This window comes from Shewanella sp. ANA-3, assembly GCF_000203935.1.
Taxonomy (GTDB): domain Bacteria; phylum Pseudomonadota; class Gammaproteobacteria; order Enterobacterales; family Shewanellaceae; genus Shewanella.
The window spans coordinates 4843023-4861406 of sequence record NC_008577.1 but is presented as its reverse complement, the minus strand read 5'-3'; the positions used below and the strand labels follow the sequence as shown (position 1 = coordinate 4861406).

Genomic DNA, 18384 nt, shown 5'->3' with positions numbered 1-18384 from the left:
GCATAGCTATGGCACGTTTTTTTATTGATCGCCCCATCTTTGCGTGGGTGATCGCCTTAATCATTATGTTGGCGGGGGTTCTATCGATCCGATCCCTGCCAGTCTCGCAGTACCCCAGTATTGCGCCACCGACAGTGGTGATCAGTGCGAACTACCCAGGTGCATCTGCCAAAATCGTTGAAGACTCAGTGACTCAGGTGATTGAGCAACGTATGAAGGGTATCGACCACCTACGTTATATCGCATCGACCAGTGATAGCTTTGGTAACGCGTCTATTACCTTAACCTTTAACGCGGAAGCCGATCCGGATATCGCGCAGGTTCAGGTACAGAACAAGTTACAGGGCGCTATGACTCTGTTACCACAAGAGGTGCAATCTCAAGGGGTTAACGTTAACAAGTCAAGCTCAGGCTTCCTGATGGTACTGGGCTTCGTCTCGACCGACGGTTCTTTAGATAAGGGTGACATCGCCGACTATGTGGGCGCTAACATCCAAGATCCTATGAGCCGTGTACCTGGCGTGGGCGAAATTCAGATTTTCGGTGCTCAATACGCGATGCGTATATGGTTAGATCCATTGAAGCTGACCCAATACAATCTCACCAGCTTAGATGTGGTGAGCGCTATCCGTGCGCAAAACGCGCAGGTATCAGCGGGTCAACTCGGTGGTACGCCATCACTGCCAGGGCAAGAGTTAAACGCGACTGTATCGGCACAGAGCCGTCTGCAAACGCCAGAACAATTCCGCAAGATCATCATCAAATCCGATACTTCGGGTGCGAACGTGTTCTTGGGTGATGTGGCGCGTGTTGAACTAGGTTCTGAAAGCTATGCGGTAGAGTCTCTATATAACGGCAAACCCGCTTCTGGTATTGCGATTAAGTTGGCTACTGGTGCTAACGCCTTAGACACGGCAGAAGCCGTTCGCGCTAAAGTTGAAGAGTTACGTCCCTTCTTCCCTGCTGGGTTAGATGTGGTTTACCCCTACGATACAACGCCATTCGTTGAGAAATCGATTGAAGGCGTAGTACACACTCTGCTTGAAGCTATCGTACTGGTGTTCGTCATCATGTACCTCTTCCTGCAAAACTTCCGCGCGACGCTGATTCCAACCATCGCAGTACCTGTCGTATTGCTGGGAACCTTTGCGATTCTGTCGGCAACGGGCTTCTCCATCAACACCCTCACCATGTTCGCTATGGTGCTGGCAATTGGTCTGCTCGTGGACGACGCGATTGTGGTGGTGGAAAACGTTGAGCGGGTAATGGCTGAAGAGGGCTTAAGCCCACTCGAGGCGACCCGTAAGTCGATGGATCAAATTACTGGCGCGTTAGTCGGTATCGGTCTGACCTTGTCAGCGGTATTCGTACCTATGGCGTTTATGTCGGGTTCAACCGGGGTAATTTACCGTCAGTTCTCGATCACTATCGTGTCTGCGATGGCGCTGTCTGTGCTGGTAGCCTTGATTTTAACGCCTGCACTCTGTGCGACCATGTTAAAACCTTTGAAGAAGGGCCATGGCCATATCGAAACCGGTTTCTTCGGCTGGTTTAACCGTGGCTTCGATCGCTTAACGAACCGTTATGAATCGAGCGTGGCTGGTATTATAAAACGTAGCTTCAGAGTCATGATGATTTACGCTGCATTAGTTGTGGCAGTGGGCTGGATCTTCATGCGCATGCCAACGGCATTCTTACCCGACGAAGACCAAGGTATCTTGTTCACGCAGGCGATTTTGCCAACTAACTCAACCCAAGAAAGTACGCTTAAAGTGTTGGAGAAAGTCTCTGATCACTATCTGGCAGAAGAGGGCGTGAGATCGGTGTTCAGCGTGGCGGGCTTCAGTTTCGCGGGTCAAGGCCAGAACATGGGTATTGCCTTCGTTGGCTTGAAGGATTGGTCAGAGCGTGAAGCGCCAGGTATGGATGTGCAATCTATTGCGGGCCGCGCGATGGGCGTATTCAGTCAAATGAAAGAAGCCTTCGTATTCGCCTTCGTACCGCCTGCGGTAATCGAGCTGGGTACGGCTAACGGTTTCGACATGTACCTGCAAGATAAGAATGGCCAAGGGCACGACAAGTTAGTCGCAGCGCGTAACCAATTGTTGGGTATGGCGGCACAGAATCCAAACCTCGTGGGCGTTCGTCCAAACGGTCAGGAAGATGCGCCAATCTATCAGTTGCATATCGACCATGCCAAACTGAGTGCCTTAGGCATTGAGATTGCGAACGTGAACAGTGTACTCGCAACCGCATGGGGTGGCTCTTATGTAAACGACTTTATCGACCGTGGTCGTGTGAAGAAGGTTTACGTACAGGGTGATGCACAATACCGTATGCAACCTGAAGACTTAGACACTTGGTACGTGCGTAACAACAAGGGCGACATGGTGCCATTCTCGGCCTTCGCAACGGGCGCATGGGAATATGGTTCACCTCGTCTAGAACGCTTCAACGGTTTACCTGCCATGAACATTCAAGGCGCAACGGCTCCTGGTTTCAGTACCGGTGCGGCGATGAATATCATGGAAGACATGGTGAAGCAGTTACCACCTGGCTTTGGTATCGAGTGGAACGGCTTATCCTATGAGGAACGTTTATCCGGTAACCAAGCGCCAGCGCTGTATGCTCTGTCGATTCTGGTGGTATTCCTCGTACTGGCAGCACTTTATGAGAGCTGGTCTGTACCGTTCGCAGTAATCCTAGTGGTTCCGCTCGGTATTATCGGTGCCCTGCTGGCGATGAATGGTCGTGGCTTGCCAAACGACGTGTTCTTCCAGGTGGGTCTGTTGACGACGGTCGGTTTGGCGACGAAGAACGCCATCTTGATTGTGGAATTCGCCAAAGAGTTCTATGAAAAAGGTGCGGGTCTTATTGAGGCGACCTTACATGCGGTCCGCGTGCGTTTGCGTCCAATTCTGATGACGTCACTCGCCTTCGGTCTGGGTGTTGTACCGTTAGCGATTAGTACGGGTGTAGGTTCTGGTAGCCAGAACGCCATCGGTACTGGGGTACTCGGCGGTATGATGAGTTCGACCTTCCTAGGTATCTTCTTCGTGCCGTTGTTCTTCGTGATTGTGGAACGTATCTTTAGTAAGCGCGAGAAGAAAGGTAAAGAAGAAAAGCCGACCTCGGCGGAGTAATCTAACCTAACACTCTTAAAGCCCTGCACATGCAGGGCTTTTTGTTGGTGTATCGTTACTACGATGGATAGCCAGCATTAGCCAATTCAGGCATATTGGTGGAATCATAATGGATGGAGAGCTTGGTATGTCGGCACAGGAACTTGCGGCACTGGATAAAGCCATAGCCAAGGGAAAGTGGTTTTTTATCCTAGTGGTTGGCGTGTTGTTTTGGGGTTGTATGACTTCAGTCGTGGTCGCCACTATCCATTATTTGACCTCAGATACATCCTTTTGGGGTGAATTAGCTCGGGCACTCTATCTTTATCCTGCGGCAGGTATTTTATTTGGTTGGTTTGCTTGGGTGCGGCTACAACGTAAAAGAGATAGACTGCGCGCCGAATATTATCAGCTGCATAATGAGTAACAGTGCGTTGGCTTTAGGAGCAAAGTGTGTCATCGGTGAGAGGTTTTATGACTAAGCAGCTTATCATGGCCGTCGTTTGCCATTGCATCGCCGTGGGCATGGTCGCCTATGGCGCCTATGAGTTTTATCTTGAGCAGCTGGCCGTTCCTGAGCTGACTCGCCTCTTTGCCGTCGCAGTATTTTTTATTGGCATGGGGCTCGACCCTAATATGTTTTATACTCCTCTCAACCAAGTGATGAGTCAGGCGGAGGATAAATCGCCTAAGGCAAAATTACAGACCGTGGTGTTTAATCTGGGGGTTTTCTTGCTGATCTGTAGTTTTTTAATGGAATGGTTATACGACTGAGGCCGTTAATCCACCCAAGAATTCAAACATCAAAAAGGGCGTCGAGCTTAGCTTCGACGCCCTTTGGGTTAGGGATGGAGGTAAACCTCGGCTTAAGGCGTGTAGTAAGTGGCTGCACCTGGCCCCACTGGCAGACCAAAGCCAAACACCCACAGGAAGAAGAACGCCGTCCAGCCAACGAAAAACACTAAGGTGTACGGCAGCATAGTGGCGATAAGCGTGCCTATGCCAAGGTTTTTTTGGTAACGGCAAGCCACGGCCAAAATCAGCCCGAAATAACTCATCATAGGCGTGACTAAGTTAGTCACTGAGTCGCCAATACGGTAGGCCGCTTGAATGGTTTCGGGCGCATAGCCGACTAACATCAGCATGGGCACAAAAATCGGTGCGGTAATGGCCCACTGGGCCGAGGCGCTGCCCAGCATCAAGTTGATAAAGCCACAGAGCATAATAAAAAACAGGAACAGGATTGGCCCGGTTAAGCCAATGGATTGCAGGGCATCGGCACCCAGCACGGCTAACACGGCGCCCAGATTACTCCAGTTAAAGAAGGCCACAAATTGCGCCGCAAAGAACACCAGTACGATATACAGTCCCATAGTGCTCATACTGTGCGACATGGCATTGATAACGTCTTTATCGTTTTTAATGCTGCCAACGACCTTACCGTAGACAAAACCTGGGATAGCAAAACAGATAAAGATAAAGGCGACTATGCCTTTGAGGAAGGGCGAACCCGAGACCAGACCGGTTTTAGGATCGCGCAGTGGCGCACCCTCTGGCACGACGGACAGCGCAAGGAATACCGCTAGCACCAGCATAGATAATCCCGCCCACTTGAGGCCGCGTTTTTCCAGCTCGGTGACATTGTCCATGGATTGGAGCACGGTTTCATCGGCATCATCGCCTTGATATTTGCCCAGTTTCGGCTCGACAATTTTCTCGGTCACAAAGGCGCCGAGGAAAGTGATCACAAAGGTCGAGACAAACATAAAGTACCAGTTAACCTCGGGGCCGACGTTGTAGTCGGGATCGATCATTCGCGCCGCCGCTTCAGTGATACCCGATAACAACGGATCGACAGTACCGAGCAATAGGTTGGCGCTGTATCCCCCTGATACCCCGGCAAATGCCGCGGCCAAGCCCGCCAGTGGATGACGACCTAAGGAGTGGAAGATCATCGCCGCCATGGGAATTAATACTACATATCCAAGCTCTGCGGCGGTGTTCGACATAATGCCGGCAAATACGATAGTTAACGTCACCAATCGCTTAGATGCACCCATAACGAGTGCCCGCATCGCCGCGGATAACAATCCAGAACGCTCGGCGATGCCCACACCCAGCAGGGCGACCAGTACAGTGCCTAGGGGCGTAAAGCCGGTGAAGTTAGTGACTAAGTTGGACACTATCATCCGCAAGCCTTCGGCATTCATCAGGCTGACGACGTGGATAAGTCCATCGGCGCCACGTCCGTGGGCGCCTTCGGGGCGCGGATCGGTGACCGTTAATCCAAAGTAGCCCGCAATGCCAGATACTAAGATCACGGCGACACAGAACAGGGCGAACAAGGTAATAGGATGGGGGAGTAGGTTCCCTAAGCGTTCGACAATATTAAGAAAACGGACAAACCAGCCGCGAGAACTCATGTCGTCGGCCTGTGGTGAATTGACGGGAATATCGTTGGATTTCGAACTCATTCTCTTGCCTCTGTCGACCTTTGCTAGCGCATTCTTTACCCGGGAGCAGAATCGATGCGGCGTACTTGGCAGAGCTATGTCTGGCCCAAGTGGTTGGATTAACGCTAAGGTGAAAGTTAAAAAATTGGCCGAAAAGTATGATGGTTAAGCTTTAATTGAAACTTAAATGTTGCAACTGCGGCTGTGCGGCGGATTATGGGGGAAATGCGGGGTAAAAAAATGGACTCACTAGGAGTCCAGTATTCACGAGCAAAAAGGTTGCTCTTAACGTTGTGCATATACACTATAGCCTAGTTTTTCTGTATCCAAGCTGAATAATCTCGCTGGTCATTTTGTTGCTTAATGCTCTGACCAGAGTAGCTAAAGCTAATATTTCATTGCGTTAGCTATCGCTTTAGATGAAATTCTTGGCCATTTATGTTTAGCTGTACCCGTTGAGACTAAGAACAAACCCTAAGGATGGAAGATGGACAAACTGTTATTAGGATTAGCGCTGATTTTTATCGTCACCTACCTTTGGTACGTCAGCCTAGTCAAAAAGCGCAATACCGCCCTCGAAGCCCTGTCGGGAATCGATGTGCAGTTAGCCAAGCGCGCCGATCTTGTGCCCAATATCCTCAAAATCGCCAAGCGATTTATGGATCATGAAAAGTCATTACTCACTGAAATCACTGAGCTACGCACGCAATTAACCCGCAATTACAACAAGACAGATCCGAATGCGGTGAAAGAGCATATTGCGCAAGCCGAGAAGCTGAACGATAAAATGGGTGCCTTGATGGTGAGTGTTGAAAGCTATCCCGAGCTGAAGTCGGACAATACTATGCTCGAGGCGATGCAAACCTATAACGAGGTCGAAGCCCATATCTCTGCTGCCCGTCGTTTCTATAATTCGGCGGTGTCTGAGTTAAATACTGCCGTTGAGATTTTCCCCGGGTCGATTATTGCGTCGATGGCAAACATTAAGGTGATGCCATTCTACGAGGTGAATGAAGCCTCTAAAGCGCCGATAGACGCGGCGGATTATCTGTAATCCTTCGATATTTGCGGGGCCAAGATAGGCTCCGCAAACATATTAACTGAATGAATATACTCACCTTTATCTTAGGCAGTCCTATCAAGGCTCAGCGGCAGGCGGCAAGATTGTCGGCCGACGCTTCGGATAGGGAGTCGCTACAGGAGTACTACGATACCCAACTGGCGCCGCTGGCCGCCCGCTATGAAACCAAGCGCGTCAACAGCCTTAAGGCTACGCGTAAACGCTTATATCTTAGTTTGGCGATTGTCGCAGGTCTTGTGCTGTTAGCGCTATTGGGGCATAGCCGTGGACTCATGCTGTTTCCGCTGCCGTTAGTCGCGCTATTGGGATTAGGTTTTTGGAGTTTTACACCGACTCGGCAGTTTAAGCGGCAAGTGCAGCAAGATATTTATCCCATCATGTTTAAGTACTTTGGTGAGGATTTTATCTACAACCGCGAGATGCGCCTCGACATGAATCGCCTCACTGCGGCTAAGGTGCTACCCAATTACGATAAGGCGAGCTTTGGTGATTATATTCAAGGTCAATACAAGGGCATTGAGTTAGTCGTCAATGAGTTAACCCTGACCAAAGACGTGCGAGTGGAGGAGTGGGACGGCAATAAACGCCGAACCGTGACTCGCACCGAGACTCGCTTTCGCGGCACTGTGGTTGAGCTGAGTAGCCATAAGCAATTTATTGGTCATACCGTGGTATTAAAGGATCGCGGCGGACTGGCAAATTTCTTATCCGACAACCACTCAGGGCTGCAAAGGGTGAAGCTTGAAGATCCCCTGTTCGAAAAAGAGTTCGATGTGTTTTCAACGGATCAAATCGAGTCGCGCTATTTGCTCAATACCGCCTTTATGGAGCGCTTGCAGCAATTGGCAAAGTCCTTCGATGGGGAGATTCAATGCGCCTTCTTTCGCAACCGTTTGATCTTGTTTTTGCCTAATCGCCGCAGTCGTTTCCAGATGCGCTCTATCTTCGACAGTGCTCATTTTTCGGCGGAATTTAGCCAGTTAAACCGTGAGATGAAGCAACTCTTTGCTATTATTGAAGTACTTAAACTCAACGAACATACGGGACTTTGATGCCAGCAACGCATTCTTCGCCACTTTGCCTTAAGTCGATAGCCATAGCTAGCCTTGGTTTGTGCTTGGCTTGGGGAAGTGTTGCGGCCGCGTTTGCCGAAGAAGCCAAGCCTAAGCCCCGTATTGTGGCCCGTTATTCTGAAAGCGGTATTGTGAGTAACACTGGGCAAGAAAAAGTCAAAGTTTATCAATATCTACAGGCCAATGGTGTCACTGCTTTTACCGATAAAGCGCCGACCACCAATGAGTATCAAATCCTGCTCTATGACTGTTTTGCCTGTCGCCCAGATTCCAAAATTGACTGGAATGGCATTCGGTTGTTTACCCGCAATTACGATAGTTTGATCAGCCGTGCGGCTCATAAACATCAATTAGACCCTGCACTTATCCGCGCCGTGATCCACGCCGAGTCGGCCTTTAATGCCAGAGCCTTGTCGCGCACTGGCGCAATGGGTTTGATGCAATTGATGCCCGAAACCGCCAAAGAGATGGGCGTGACCAATGCCTTTTTACCGGAGGAGAATATTCTCGGCGGCAGTAAGTATTTGGCGCAAATGCTAAAACAGTTTAATGGTGATATTGCATTGGCCTGCGCGGCCTACAATGCTGGGCCAACCACAGTGACCCAATACAACGGTATTCCTCCCTATCCAGAAACCCAAGCCTATGTGGAACGGGTGCAAATTCTGCTAAAACGTTACCGCAGTGCCAAAGTCTAGCGGCACTGCCACTCTCTATTTAACCTGAACTCGGGTTAACGAGTGTCGAAAAGATGCCTATTCAGTAGGTTATTTAATGCTTAAAAAACAAAAGCAGCGTACCTAGGAGGTGACGCTGCTCTGCTACATGCGATTATGACGCAATAGGATTTGCTTATTCGCCGACTTCCCATTTGACGATGACATTGCCATCCGCTTGGCCTAAGTTTTTGCCAAGATAGTCGAGCATTTCAGTCGCGATTTCATCCAGTTGCCAAGGTGGGTTAATCACCCATAGGCCTGCGGCGGTCATGCCAAATTCATTGGAGTCGGGTTTGATTGCCTGCTCGATACGCAGCTGGCGCTTAATACCGCTGCCAGCTAAGCGGGCAAGCATTTCTTCCGTCTGCGCGCGGTTAACTACGGGATACCAAAGCATAAATACGCCCGTAGCAAAGCGTTTATGTGCCTTGATTAAGGTCTCGGCGACCGTTTGATAGTCGGTCTTAATCTCATAGCTGGGGTCGACAAGTACCAGTGCTCGGCGCTCTAGTGGCGGTACCGCAGCAATCAATCCTTTAAGGCCATCGCCCTTGATGACTTTTACCTGCTTATCCTGCTCGAAATACTCATCCAGCAGCAGATGATCGGTACCGTGCAGCTCGTGCAACAGCATACGATCCTTCGGCCCCAGCTCCATATCGATAATGGCGGGAGAACCTGGGTAAAAGTTGAGTTCTTCTGGATTGTCTTCATTAAAGTGACGCACCGCATCCACATAATCCTGCAGGGATTTTGGCAGATCGGTTTTATCCCAAAGCTTGGCCACGCCTTCGAGGTATTCACCTGTCTTCTGAGCAAACTCATCCGTTAACGCATAACCACCCGCACCCGCATGGGTATCGATGTAGACTAAGGGTTTGTCTTTCTTATGCATTAACTGCAAGGTTTGCAGCAAAATAGCGTGTTTCAACACATCGGCATAATTGCCGGCGTGATAACCGTGGCGGTAACTTAACATCGGATCTTCCAAGGTGAGCAGTACAGGTGAAATACCCGCATTCAATGGGGCAATTATAGGGATAATACTCCTTGGGGTAAATTAGCCACACTATGCACTACCCTGAATTCGCCATGAAGAGAGTATTCAGCTCTGCTCGCTTTTGGCATAATGGCGGCAATTTCTACCTGTCAAACAGTGATCCCTTTGCCTATACCAGTCTTTTTTAATCAGCAATTTCCAACTCTTGTGGATATCTGTGCTCGTTGGCAACTGGTGTTTGATGCCGATGCGCCATTCGAATTGCGTTTTGAATCAGACACCTTGACGCTACATAAGCGTGATGAACCTAAGCTCGATGGCATAGTAGTGGATTTTGTGACTGGTGCGGTTGCCCATAGACGCAAGTTTGGTGGCGGTCGTGGGCAGTCGATTGCTAAGGCTGTTGGGTTAAAGCAGGGCGTTACCCCAAAAGTGGTCGATGGTACTGCGGGCTTGGGTCGCGATGCTTTTGTGCTGGCAAGCTTAGGTTGCACTGTGATTATGGTAGAGCGCCATCCTGTGGTGGCTGCATTATTAGAAGACGGTCTGCGCCGCGCCTATCAAGATGCCGAAATCGGCGATTGGATGCGTGAACGTATGCAGCTTTTCCATGGCTCCAGCCTCGAAGCACTCGCCAAATTGGAGCAAGAGGTTGATGTCGTCTACCTCGACCCTATGTACCCCCACCGCGACAAATCGGCCTTGGTTAAAAAGGAAATGCGGGTCTTCCAAACCTTAGTCGGTGCAGACCTCGACGCCGATGGTTTGCTCGCCCCCGCCATGGCCCTAGCCAGTAAGCGTGTGGTGGTGAAGCGCCCCGATTATGCCGAAGACCTCGCCGGTGTTAAGCCCAGCATGGTTATTGAGACTAAGAAAAACCGCTTCGATGTTTATGTTAAATCGGCAATGAAGTAACTCTTTAACAAATCAAAGTTTTCACAATGGCGTATAAAAGAAATGTCGATAGAAGCGCAAGTCTTCTATCGACATTTTACCGCCAAGTTTAATGTGCGTGATGCAATAAGCCTGTCGCTATCATGGCTGTCGTTGCTATTGATTGGCATTTGGCGGACTCTACGCAGCTTCCGGTATTAGCATTGACTTGATCATCACGTTTATAGACAGTTTGGCCTTCTTTAATCGTTTCTAATATCTGAATATCGGCAAGAGCTTCGGGGGCAACTTGCAGTGGGTTATCGGATAAAATCACTAAGTCTGCCAGTTTACCCACTTCCAGCGAGCCCTTGTTTTTTTCCTCTTTATATTGAGTTGCTGCCCACAGGGTTTGAGATTTCAATCCCTCCAATGGAGAGGCCTTTTGTGCCGGGCCGAGTACGCGCCCAGTGCGGCTGATACGATTAACTGTAGCGGAGTAAACTCGCATTGAGTTGGGTAATGCGACTGGCGAGTCATGGTGTGAGGTATAAATCATCCCCAGTTCTCGCGCCCAGCCCGTTGGCGAGATATTTTGAGCGCGCTCACCGCCTAGCACTGAGTCCATATGCCAATCACCCCAGTAAAAGGTGTGCATTGGGAAGAAAGATGGAAAAACCCCAAGGCGTTTAAAGCTCTCCACCTGATCCTTGCGTGCCGTTTGTGCATGGATGGCGACAAAGCCCCTATCTGGCTTGCCGTGTTTTTTCTCACTGGCTTCAATGCCTTTAAGGAGCTGATCGATGGCGGCATCGCCATTCACATGGGTCAACAATTGCCAACCTTTGCTCTGGGCGAGTTCAATATATTCCGCCGCCTTCTCATCGGTCATGCTCGGGTAACCCTTGTATCCCGGCTCTTGTCCAACGGGGGGAACCAAATAGGGCTGAGTTAACCAAGCGGTTTTACCCTGTGGTGAACCATCAAGGTTGAGTTTAGCGCCTGCTACACGGAAGCCATTGTTGTAATTAGTAGAATAGTAGGGTGGAACAATCACATCCTGTGCGCTTTGAATATCAGGGTAGGCAGCCACATCGATAGGTAACTTTTGTTGCTGCGCAACGTTATACATGGTTTTTACCGCAGCGCTAGAGGCGCGGCCTTCCTGCGCTGTGGTGTAGCCAAAGCTGGAATAGAGCTTCATGCCAGCAGCAAAGATGGTTTCGTTTTCCTTTTCATTGAGCTTGGCAAACAGCGGGAGCAGCATGCCAAAGAAGGCGGTTTCTTCGAGTACGCCATTGGGGGTTTTGCCATCGGCCTCGCGGCGCAGTTTTCCGCCTTCAGGATCCTGAGTTTCGGCGGTAAAACCTACGAGCTCCAGCGCTTTAGTATTCAGTGTGGCTAAGTGGCCAGATTGATGGATGATAAGTACTGGAATGTCCTTAGCAACGGCGTCTAATTCCTGGCGGGTTGGGTGGCGCTGTTCCGCCAGCTGTGAGTCGTCGTAACCAAAGCCGAGAATGATGCCGAGCTTGCTGTTTTCAGCTTTGCCTGCCCATGCCTTTAACGCTTTCTGTAGATCGGCAATATTACCGACATGTCCATCAGGAGCCGCGAGCAGATTTGCCGATAGCGCTTGGATCCCTGTATTGAATACGTGACCATGACCATCGATAAAACCTGGGATTAGTGTCTTACCATTGAGATTGATTACTTGAGTGTCATTCCCTTTGAGTTTTAGCAGTTCCGATGCTTTGCCAACGGCAAGAATGCGGCCATTTTTTATCGCTAATGCCTCTGCTGTGGGGGCAGAGTCATTCACTGTTATTATGTTGCCACCCATATAAATTGCTTCGGCATTGGGTTTTGGTGGACTCGATGCTTGTACGAATGAACTCAAACTGAAACAGACTATGGCTGATGATATCAATTTCATCGAATACTCCCTGTAATAATGCACATAAACGTTTATAGGCGTTTGATATTGTAGTCCAATAAATTTCGATGGCTGAGATTGTCGTCGTTAAACGGTACTAAAGTATTGGGGTGACGCTAGTCATACGGCAATAAAAAGCGCTAACCTAGGTTAGCGCTTTTGTTTTTGAATAAAGGTTATATTTATCGCACTAAGGTAAACAGTGGGGTTTGACTGACCGCTTGAAAATCCAGCGCCATGGTTACACTGAGTGCTGTGATGGTAATAATTGAAAAACCAAACACTTGTCTGGCCCAACGTGGCATATCCACATCTTGACGATAACCTTTGAGGGCCATAGTTAGCCACCAGAGGCTGGTGGCACAGGTCACGGCCATAAAGGCGGTGCCTGTGTAACCTGCGAGTGGCAGCATGGTGCTGACCAAGGCGAACACTGCGATATAGAGCACTATATGGTGCTTCGCCTTGGCCATCCCTTCGGCGACGGGCAGCACGGGGATCTTCGCGGCTGCATAGTCATTAAAGCGGAAAATCGCGATTGCGTAGGAGTGTGGCATCTGCCAGAGACTGAACATCAGCAATAAAATCACTGCGCCCATATCCATTTGCCCCGTCACGCTGCAATAGCCCACCACGGGCGGTACTGCGCCCGAAAAGCTGCCGACTAAGGTGCCGTAAACCGAGTTTCGCTTCATATAGAGGCTATAAATCCCGACATAAACGACATAGCCAATGGCGGCAAACAGCAGGGCTAAGGCATTGGTGAACAGGGCTAAGATGCCAAATCCAAGCACGCCTAAGGCGATGCCAAACAGCAAGACATGGCTTAGGGGGATTTCGCCCGTGACGGTGACGCGTTTGCAGGTGCGCTGCATTTTTGCGTCAATATCACGGTCAATACAGTTATTAATCGCACAGCCTGAGGCGACGACTAAGGATAATCCCACTAAGCTTGCCAGCATCAAGACCAGATCCACATCGCCCTTCGCGGCCAATAGGAAACCGCCAGCAACGGAAATCAGATTCCCGAAAATGATGCCAGGCTTAGTTACCTGTACATACCCTTTGAAGCGTGCTTTCCATTGCGTCGATGTCAATCTAGCTTGTGTGTTCATTTGCTGTGTCTCGTTACATCATCAAAGCGTTAGCTTCGAGAATGATCCATACCGACAAGCCAACCACCATCACGATGATCAGCGCGGTAAATAGGAAGGAGAAGGTGTTGATCTTGCCTTCCTTAGAGAAGTCCAAGTGCAGGAAGTACTTAAGGTGTACCAAAATCTGCACCAGTGCCGTGACAATAACGATGGCAAGCGTCGTCGATTGTTCGAAGTGATGGGTCATTACCGCCCAGAATGGGATGGCAGTTAACACCACTGACAGCACAAAACCGACTAAGTAGGACTTGATGCTGGCGGCCAGATCGTCTGCGCCATGGCTATGGTCATGTGATTGAGTATGTGCGCCCATTACAGTGCTCCCAATAAGTACACAACGGTGAATACACAAATCCACACGATGTCGAGGAAATGCCAGAACAAGCTTAAGCAGCTCAGGCGAGTGATGCTGCGGTTACCTAAGCCCGTTTTGGCGACTTCAATCATCATGATTGCCATCCAAATTAACCCAGCGGTCACGTGCAAGCCGTGCATGCCCACTAAGGTGAAGAAAGATGACAGGAAGGCGCTGCGTTGTGGACCGTTGCCATGTTCGATCAGGTGATGGAACTCATAGACTTCCATGCCGATAAACACACAGCCCAGTGCAAAGGTAATGGCTAACCAAGTGAGGGTTGCCGCCTTGTTGTGGCGCTTAGCGAAAATCAACGCGAAGCCATAGGTAATACTACTGAGCAGCAGGGCTGCGGTTTCGATCAGCACAAAGTCCAGTTCGAAAATGTCTTTACCCGAGACACCGCCGTCTGTGTTCATATAGAGCACGGCGTAGGTGGCGAATACCGATGCAAACAGGATGCAGTCGGTCATCAGGTAGAGCCAAAAACCAAACAGGGTGTTGCCACCCGTGTCATGGTGCTCGTGGTGCTCCTCGGCGTGAGCAACTTCTAAATCAGCTGGGATTGCAACACTCATATCAGCCCCTTACTACATTGTTTAAGTGAGCATTTTCAATGCGTGCCACTTCATCGGGTTGAACGTAATAGTCGACATCGTTGTTATAAGCACGGAATAAGAACACGATAAACGCGCCCACCATGCCCACAATCGCGAGCCACAGAATGTGCCAAATCGCAGCAAAACCAGCGGCAGTAATACCCAGTGCCATTAAGATACCGCTCGGAGTATTTTTCGGCATATGGATTGGCTGATAGTGTTTGAGGCGTTGATACGCAGTGCCTTTCTCTTTGGCATCGGTAAAGGCATCGATATCAGACACTTGTGGCAACTTAGCAAAGTTGTAGAACTGTGGTGGTGAGGCGGTTGACCATTCCAGTGTGTGGCCATTCCATGGGTCGCCCGTGGTGTCACGGTTTTGGTCGCGGTCACGGATACTCACGTACAGTTGTACGAATTGCAGAATGATACCGACCATGATGATGCAAGCACCCACGGCAGCGATATAGATCCACATGTTCCATGCTGGGTTATCAATGTGGTTGATACGGCGAGTCATACCCATAAAACCGAGTACATACAGCGGCATAAAGGCCACATAGAAACCAATCTGCCAGCACCAGAATGAGGCTTTACCTAAACGCTCATTTAAGTGGAAACCCGTCGCTTTCGGGAACCAGTAAGCAAAACCGGCTAAGTAACCGAACACGGCACCACCGATAATGGTGTTATGGAAGTGAGCGATCAGGAACAAGCTGTTGTGCAGTACGTAGTCGGCTCCAGGTACGGCCAATAACACGCCCGTCATACCACCAATGGTGAAAGTCACCATAAAGCCTAAGGTCCACAGCACTGGCACAGTTAAGCGCAGGCGGCCGCGGTAAATAGTGAACAACCAGTTAAACAGTTTTACCCCTGTCGGGACCGCAATCACCATGGTCATCACGCCGAAGAAGGCGTTGACGTTGGCGCTCGAGCCCATGGTAAAGAAGTGGTGTAACCACACGATGAAGCCGAGGATCGAAATCGCGCCGCTGGCCCATACCATGGAGGAATAGCCGAACAGACGCTTAGAGGTAAAGGTTGAAATTACGTCTGAGAAGATACCGAACGCAGGTAAAATCAGGATGTACACTTCAGGGTGACCCCAAGCCCAGAACAGGTTGATATACATCATGGCGTTACCACCACCATCATTGGTGAAGAAGTGGAAATCCATGTAACGATCGAGTGTTAACAGTGCTAAAACCGCGGTCAGGATCGGGAACGAAGCCACGATCAGGATGTTGGCCCAAGTACAAGTCCAAGTGAAGATTGGCATTTGCATCAACTTCATGCCTGGAGCGCGCATCTTAAGCACAGTCGCGATAAAGTTGACCCCGGTTAAGGTTGTCCCTATCCCCGAAATCTGTAGTGCCCAGATATAGTAATCGACCCCAACGCCCGGACTGTAAGCCAGCTCAGATAAAGGCGGGTAAGCCACCCAACCGGTACGGGCGAATTCACCTAAACCTAATGAAATATTGATCAGCACGGCACCAGACGCGGTTAACCAGAAGCTGAGGTTGTTCAAGAAGGGGAAGGCAACGTCGCGGGCACCGATTTGTAGTGGCAGCACTAAGTTCATTAGACCGATCATAAATGGCATCGCCATAAAGATAATCATGATCACGCCGTGGGCAGTGAAGATTTGGTCGTAATGTTCAGGCGGCAGATAACCTGCGGCGCCATTGGTGGCCAGTGCCTGTTGGGTACGCATCATGATGGCGTCGGAGAAACCGCGGATCAACATGATGAAGGCAAGCACTATGTACATGATACCGAGGCGTTTATGGTCAACCGAGGTTAACCAGTCGTGCCAAAGCACGCCCCATTTTTTGTGTTTAGTGATCAAGGCTGCGACGTACAGGCCTATCACGGCAACAACCGCAAGGGTCACCATGATGATAGGCTCATGATACGGGATCGCATCTAAGCTTAATTTACCGAGAAAAGACATGATTACTCCGCCTCCACTTGGTGAGTGGATGAGTGTTCTGTAGATGAAGTGTCAGAATGGGTTGAGCCTTCCATGTCGGCCATCTTCTGGTCGCTCGCCATATGCGCCATATCGTGGTGCATGCCAGCCATATTGTGGTCGGCACTCATGTGTTCCATGCCTTCATGGCCTGCCATGTTCTCGTTTGAGTCCATGTGCATGTATTGCATCACGATTTGATCGAACATGCCGTGACTCACTGAGCCAAAGTATTCAACAGGATTGTTTTCACTCTTCTGTGCTAAGGCTTGATAAGTCGCAGAGTCTAAGGTCTTAGTCGCCTGTTGTTTGGCCTTGGCTACCCAAGCATCGAAGTCGGCTGCCGTTGGCGTGGCAATGGCTTTAAACTTCATGCCCGCAAAACCTGCGCCGCTATAGTTAGCGGAAATACCGTCATAGGTACCGGGTTCGTTGGCAATCAGGTGCAACTTAGTCGTCATCCCAGCCATTGAGTAGATTTGGCTACCTAACTGCGGGATAAAGAAAGAGTTCATGGCGGTATCAGAGGTGATCTTAAAGTTCACAGGTACATTCGCTGGGAAAGCCAGTTCATTTACCGATGCAACACCTTGTTCTGGATAGATAAACAACCATTTCCAGTCCATAGAAACCACTTCAACCGTAATCGGCTTGGCGTCGTGTTCGAGTGGTTTGTAAGGGTCGAGATCATGGGTTGAACCCCAAGTGATCACACCTAAAATCACGACGATCACAATCGGCACAATCCAAACCACGGTTTCAATCGCACTTGAGTGGGACCATTTAGGGGCAAAAACCTCATGATCTCGGCCATCGCGGTATTTCCATGCGAAGAACAAAGTCATGAAGATCACGGGGATAACCACAATCAGCATGAGTAGGGTAGCGATGATGATCAGGTGCTTTTCATCGACACCGATCTGGCCCTTGGGATCCAATACGCCGCCATCACAGCCTGCGAGCATCAGGGCAAGCGCCGCGAATGCTACTTTACTTAAATTTCGAATTAACAAAGGAAGATTCCTCTAACCCTAAGGTTTACAACTCTGCCCAGAGAGATAGGCAGTAGCATTGAGCGGCGTTATCCGAAGGCAAATCCGAAAGTGGCTCGAGCGCGGCACAAAAAATGCCTGCCACCCCAATACGAGATTGAGGATCGACTTTCAGCGCTTAATGCTAAATTTGAATTTTAAAACAGAGAGTTACAATGGTGGGGCGCGACAACCGTGCGCAAGGTGCTCGAGGGATTTTAGCCTTGGGGGTGCTAAAAACTGGCCAGCATTAGTGAGGTCTAAGCTGTTGAAAAACTTAAAGCCATTGTCGAACAGATTCCACAATTGCTTAATTATCTGGGGGTTGAGCAGCAATACGCTCAGTAACGTGGCGCCGAAGAACTCAATTAAAAAGCCATCGCTTAGGGTGATTAACTCGCCAATATCGATACAGCCACCAACCATCACCGACACTAGGTCAGCTGCGGGCAGCACAAACAGTAACCCAAAGAGTAGGGTTAGGTTTGTCATACTGAAGTGGGAGAACCTCGCAACGAGATTCAATCCTTCAGCGATAAATTGGCTGAGTGCGAATTTCAATTAACAGGTCCGGCTGAACGGGAGGAAATCGTTGGCTGAATAAAAATTCAAGCTGCAACTTTTTTGTGCGGGCGGGAGGATAACAAGAAGCGGGGATTGATTGAAAGTGGATCACTGGCTCAAAACGGCTTTTGCATTAAAAAAACCTTAATTAAAACTAAATTTAAACATTTTATTAACTAATTTAACTGAATTTATATCGATTACACTCGCAAAAAATAGGGTTAATGTGAGCTGAATCAGAAAACGCCTTGGGTTAAATGTGAACAGTTTTAGGCAAGTTTTGATGGCTTATCCAGCGGATTTTGTCGTCTGTCTTGGCTAAAATTAGCGACAGCTTATTTAGATTGAATATGAAATGTTGAGCCGTCATCAAGGCTGTAGAAGGTCGATGGCTTTTGTGCCTAGTCGGCGAAATTGGCGCGAGTTTACCAGATAGATGCCTG

General features: G+C 49.5%; 16 protein-coding genes. 7 read left to right on the top strand and 9 right to left on the bottom strand.

What is annotated here, in order from left to right:
• The first annotated feature begins 8 nt into the window (after nucleotides 1-8).
• From SHEWANA3_RS21140 to SHEWANA3_RS21130, 3 genes are all read left to right on the top strand, one after another.
• Nucleotides 9-3143: an efflux RND transporter permease subunit gene (locus SHEWANA3_RS21140; RefSeq protein ID WP_011718758.1), complete on the top strand. Its 3135-nt coding sequence runs from the start codon at nucleotides 9-11 to the stop codon at nucleotides 3141-3143.
• 109 nt (nucleotides 3144-3252) lie between these two features.
• Nucleotides 3253-3549 carry a hypothetical protein gene (locus tag SHEWANA3_RS21135; RefSeq protein WP_011718757.1) on the top strand — a complete coding sequence of 99 codons (297 nt, stop codon included), beginning with the start codon at nucleotides 3253-3255 and terminating at the stop codon, nucleotides 3547-3549.
• A 47-nt stretch (nucleotides 3550-3596) separates the two neighbouring features.
• Nucleotides 3597-3896: a hypothetical protein gene (locus SHEWANA3_RS21130; protein WP_011718756.1), complete on the top strand. Its 300-nt coding sequence runs from the start codon at nucleotides 3597-3599 to the stop codon at nucleotides 3894-3896.
• Nucleotides 3897-3988: 92 nt separating this feature from the next.
• On the opposite strand, the gene SHEWANA3_RS21125 is transcribed toward SHEWANA3_RS21130, so the two are convergent.
• Nucleotides 3989-5596 carry an AbgT family transporter gene (locus SHEWANA3_RS21125; RefSeq protein WP_011718755.1) on the bottom strand — a complete coding sequence of 536 codons (1608 nt, stop codon included), beginning with the start codon at nucleotides 5594-5596 and terminating at the stop codon, nucleotides 3989-3991.
• A 466-nt stretch (nucleotides 5597-6062) separates the two neighbouring features.
• Between SHEWANA3_RS21125 and SHEWANA3_RS21120 the strand changes: the two genes are divergently transcribed.
• From SHEWANA3_RS21120 to SHEWANA3_RS21110, 3 genes are read left to right on the top strand one after another with little or no spacing between them, the layout of a single operon-like run.
• Entirely contained in the window at nucleotides 6063-6629 is a 567-nt protein-coding gene (locus SHEWANA3_RS21120; protein ID WP_011624553.1) for a LemA family protein, read from the top strand.
• Nucleotides 6630-6679: 50 nt separating this feature from the next.
• Complete coding sequence (locus SHEWANA3_RS21115) at nucleotides 6680-7708, top strand: DUF3137 domain-containing protein (RefSeq protein ID WP_011718754.1); 1029 nt, start codon at nucleotides 6680-6682, stop codon at nucleotides 7706-7708.
• The gene (locus SHEWANA3_RS21110; RefSeq protein WP_011718753.1) at nucleotides 7708-8427 is read left to right on the top strand and encodes a lytic transglycosylase domain-containing protein; all 720 of its coding nucleotides are present in this window, start codon (nucleotides 7708-7710) and stop codon (nucleotides 8425-8427) included. Before SHEWANA3_RS21115 ends, SHEWANA3_RS21110 begins: the two co-directional genes overlap by 1 nt.
• A gap of 154 nt (nucleotides 8428-8581) precedes the next feature.
• Here SHEWANA3_RS21110 and rlmJ read toward each other — a convergent pair whose 3' ends face one another.
• The gene (gene rlmJ / locus SHEWANA3_RS21105; RefSeq protein ID WP_011718752.1) at nucleotides 8582-9427 is read right to left on the bottom strand and encodes a 23S rRNA (adenine(2030)-N(6))-methyltransferase RlmJ; all 846 of its coding nucleotides are present in this window, start codon (nucleotides 9425-9427) and stop codon (nucleotides 8582-8584) included.
• Between the two features lie 150 nt (nucleotides 9428-9577).
• Between rlmJ and SHEWANA3_RS21100 the strand changes: the two genes are divergently transcribed.
• Nucleotides 9578-10363 (top strand): class I SAM-dependent methyltransferase, encoded by a 786-nt coding sequence (locus SHEWANA3_RS21100; protein ID WP_011718751.1) that lies wholly within the window; start codon nucleotides 9578-9580, stop codon nucleotides 10361-10363.
• 88 nt (nucleotides 10364-10451) lie between these two features.
• Here SHEWANA3_RS21100 and SHEWANA3_RS21095 read toward each other — a convergent pair whose 3' ends face one another.
• From SHEWANA3_RS21095 to SHEWANA3_RS21065, 7 genes are all read right to left on the bottom strand, one after another.
• On the bottom strand, nucleotides 10452-12257 hold the full coding sequence (locus SHEWANA3_RS21095) for an amidohydrolase (protein WP_011718750.1): 1806 nt from the start codon (nucleotides 12255-12257) through the stop codon (nucleotides 10452-10454).
• Nucleotides 12258-12439: 182 nt separating this feature from the next.
• Nucleotides 12440-13372, bottom strand: coding sequence for a heme o synthase (gene cyoE, locus SHEWANA3_RS21090; RefSeq protein ID WP_011718749.1), 933 nt, complete (start codon nucleotides 13370-13372; stop codon nucleotides 12440-12442).
• A 13-nt stretch (nucleotides 13373-13385) separates the two neighbouring features.
• Nucleotides 13386-13727: a cytochrome o ubiquinol oxidase subunit IV gene (cyoD, locus tag SHEWANA3_RS21085; RefSeq protein ID WP_011718748.1), complete on the bottom strand. Its 342-nt coding sequence runs from the start codon at nucleotides 13725-13727 to the stop codon at nucleotides 13386-13388.
• The gene (cyoC, locus tag SHEWANA3_RS21080) at nucleotides 13727-14347 is read right to left on the bottom strand and encodes a cytochrome o ubiquinol oxidase subunit III (protein ID WP_011718747.1); all 621 of its coding nucleotides are present in this window, start codon (nucleotides 14345-14347) and stop codon (nucleotides 13727-13729) included. Before cyoC ends, cyoD begins: the two co-directional genes overlap by 1 nt.
• A gap of 1 nt (nucleotide 14348) precedes the next feature.
• The gene (cyoB, locus tag SHEWANA3_RS21075; RefSeq protein WP_011718746.1) at nucleotides 14349-16328 is read right to left on the bottom strand and encodes a cytochrome o ubiquinol oxidase subunit I; all 1980 of its coding nucleotides are present in this window, start codon (nucleotides 16326-16328) and stop codon (nucleotides 14349-14351) included.
• Nucleotides 16329-16330: 2 nt separating this feature from the next.
• Nucleotides 16331-17359, bottom strand: a complete 1029-nt coding sequence (gene cyoA / locus SHEWANA3_RS21070; protein ID WP_011718745.1) for a ubiquinol oxidase subunit II — start codon at nucleotides 17357-17359, stop codon at nucleotides 16331-16333.
• 189 nt (nucleotides 17360-17548) lie between these two features.
• A complete protein-coding gene (locus SHEWANA3_RS21065; protein WP_011718744.1) occupies nucleotides 17549-17869 on the bottom strand; it encodes a hypothetical protein in 321 nt (106 codons plus the stop codon).
• Nucleotides 17870-18384: the final 515 nt, after the last annotated feature.

Bases quoted from the DNA above. Each gene is read 5' to 3' on its own strand.
- SHEWANA3_RS21140 (WP_011718758.1), top strand. From the start codon at position 9: ATGGCACGTTTTTTTATTGATCGCCCCATCTTTGCGTGGGTGATCGCC.
- SHEWANA3_RS21135 (WP_011718757.1), top strand. From the start codon at position 3,253: ATGGATGGAGAGCTTGGTATGTCGGCACAGGAACTTGCGGCACTGGAT.
- SHEWANA3_RS21130 (WP_011718756.1), top strand. From the start codon at position 3,597: ATGACTAAGCAGCTTATCATGGCCGTCGTTTGCCATTGCATCGCCGTG.
- SHEWANA3_RS21125 (WP_011718755.1), bottom strand. From the start codon at position 5,596: ATGAGTTCGAAATCCAACGATATTCCCGTCAATTCACCACAGGCCGAC.
- SHEWANA3_RS21120 (WP_011624553.1), top strand. From the start codon at position 6,063: ATGGACAAACTGTTATTAGGATTAGCGCTGATTTTTATCGTCACCTAC.
- SHEWANA3_RS21115 (WP_011718754.1), top strand. From the start codon at position 6,680: ATGAATATACTCACCTTTATCTTAGGCAGTCCTATCAAGGCTCAGCGG.
- SHEWANA3_RS21110 (WP_011718753.1), top strand. From the start codon at position 7,708: ATGCCAGCAACGCATTCTTCGCCACTTTGCCTTAAGTCGATAGCCATA.
- rlmJ (WP_011718752.1), bottom strand. From the start codon at position 9,427: ATGTTAAGTTACCGCCACGGTTATCACGCCGGCAATTATGCCGATGTG.
- SHEWANA3_RS21100 (WP_011718751.1), top strand. From the start codon at position 9,578: ATGGCGGCAATTTCTACCTGTCAAACAGTGATCCCTTTGCCTATACCA.
- SHEWANA3_RS21095 (WP_011718750.1), bottom strand. From the start codon at position 12,257: ATGAAATTGATATCATCAGCCATAGTCTGTTTCAGTTTGAGTTCATTC.
- cyoE (WP_011718749.1), bottom strand. From the start codon at position 13,372: ATGAACACACAAGCTAGATTGACATCGACGCAATGGAAAGCACGCTTC.
- cyoD (WP_011718748.1), bottom strand. From the start codon at position 13,727: ATGGGCGCACATACTCAATCACATGACCATAGCCATGGCGCAGACGAT.
- cyoC (WP_011718747.1), bottom strand. From the start codon at position 14,347: ATGAGTGTTGCAATCCCAGCTGATTTAGAAGTTGCTCACGCCGAGGAG.
- cyoB (WP_011718746.1), bottom strand. From the start codon at position 16,328: ATGTCTTTTCTCGGTAAATTAAGCTTAGATGCGATCCCGTATCATGAG.
- SHEWANA3_RS21065 (WP_011718744.1), bottom strand. From the start codon at position 17,869: ATGACAAACCTAACCCTACTCTTTGGGTTACTGTTTGTGCTGCCCGCA.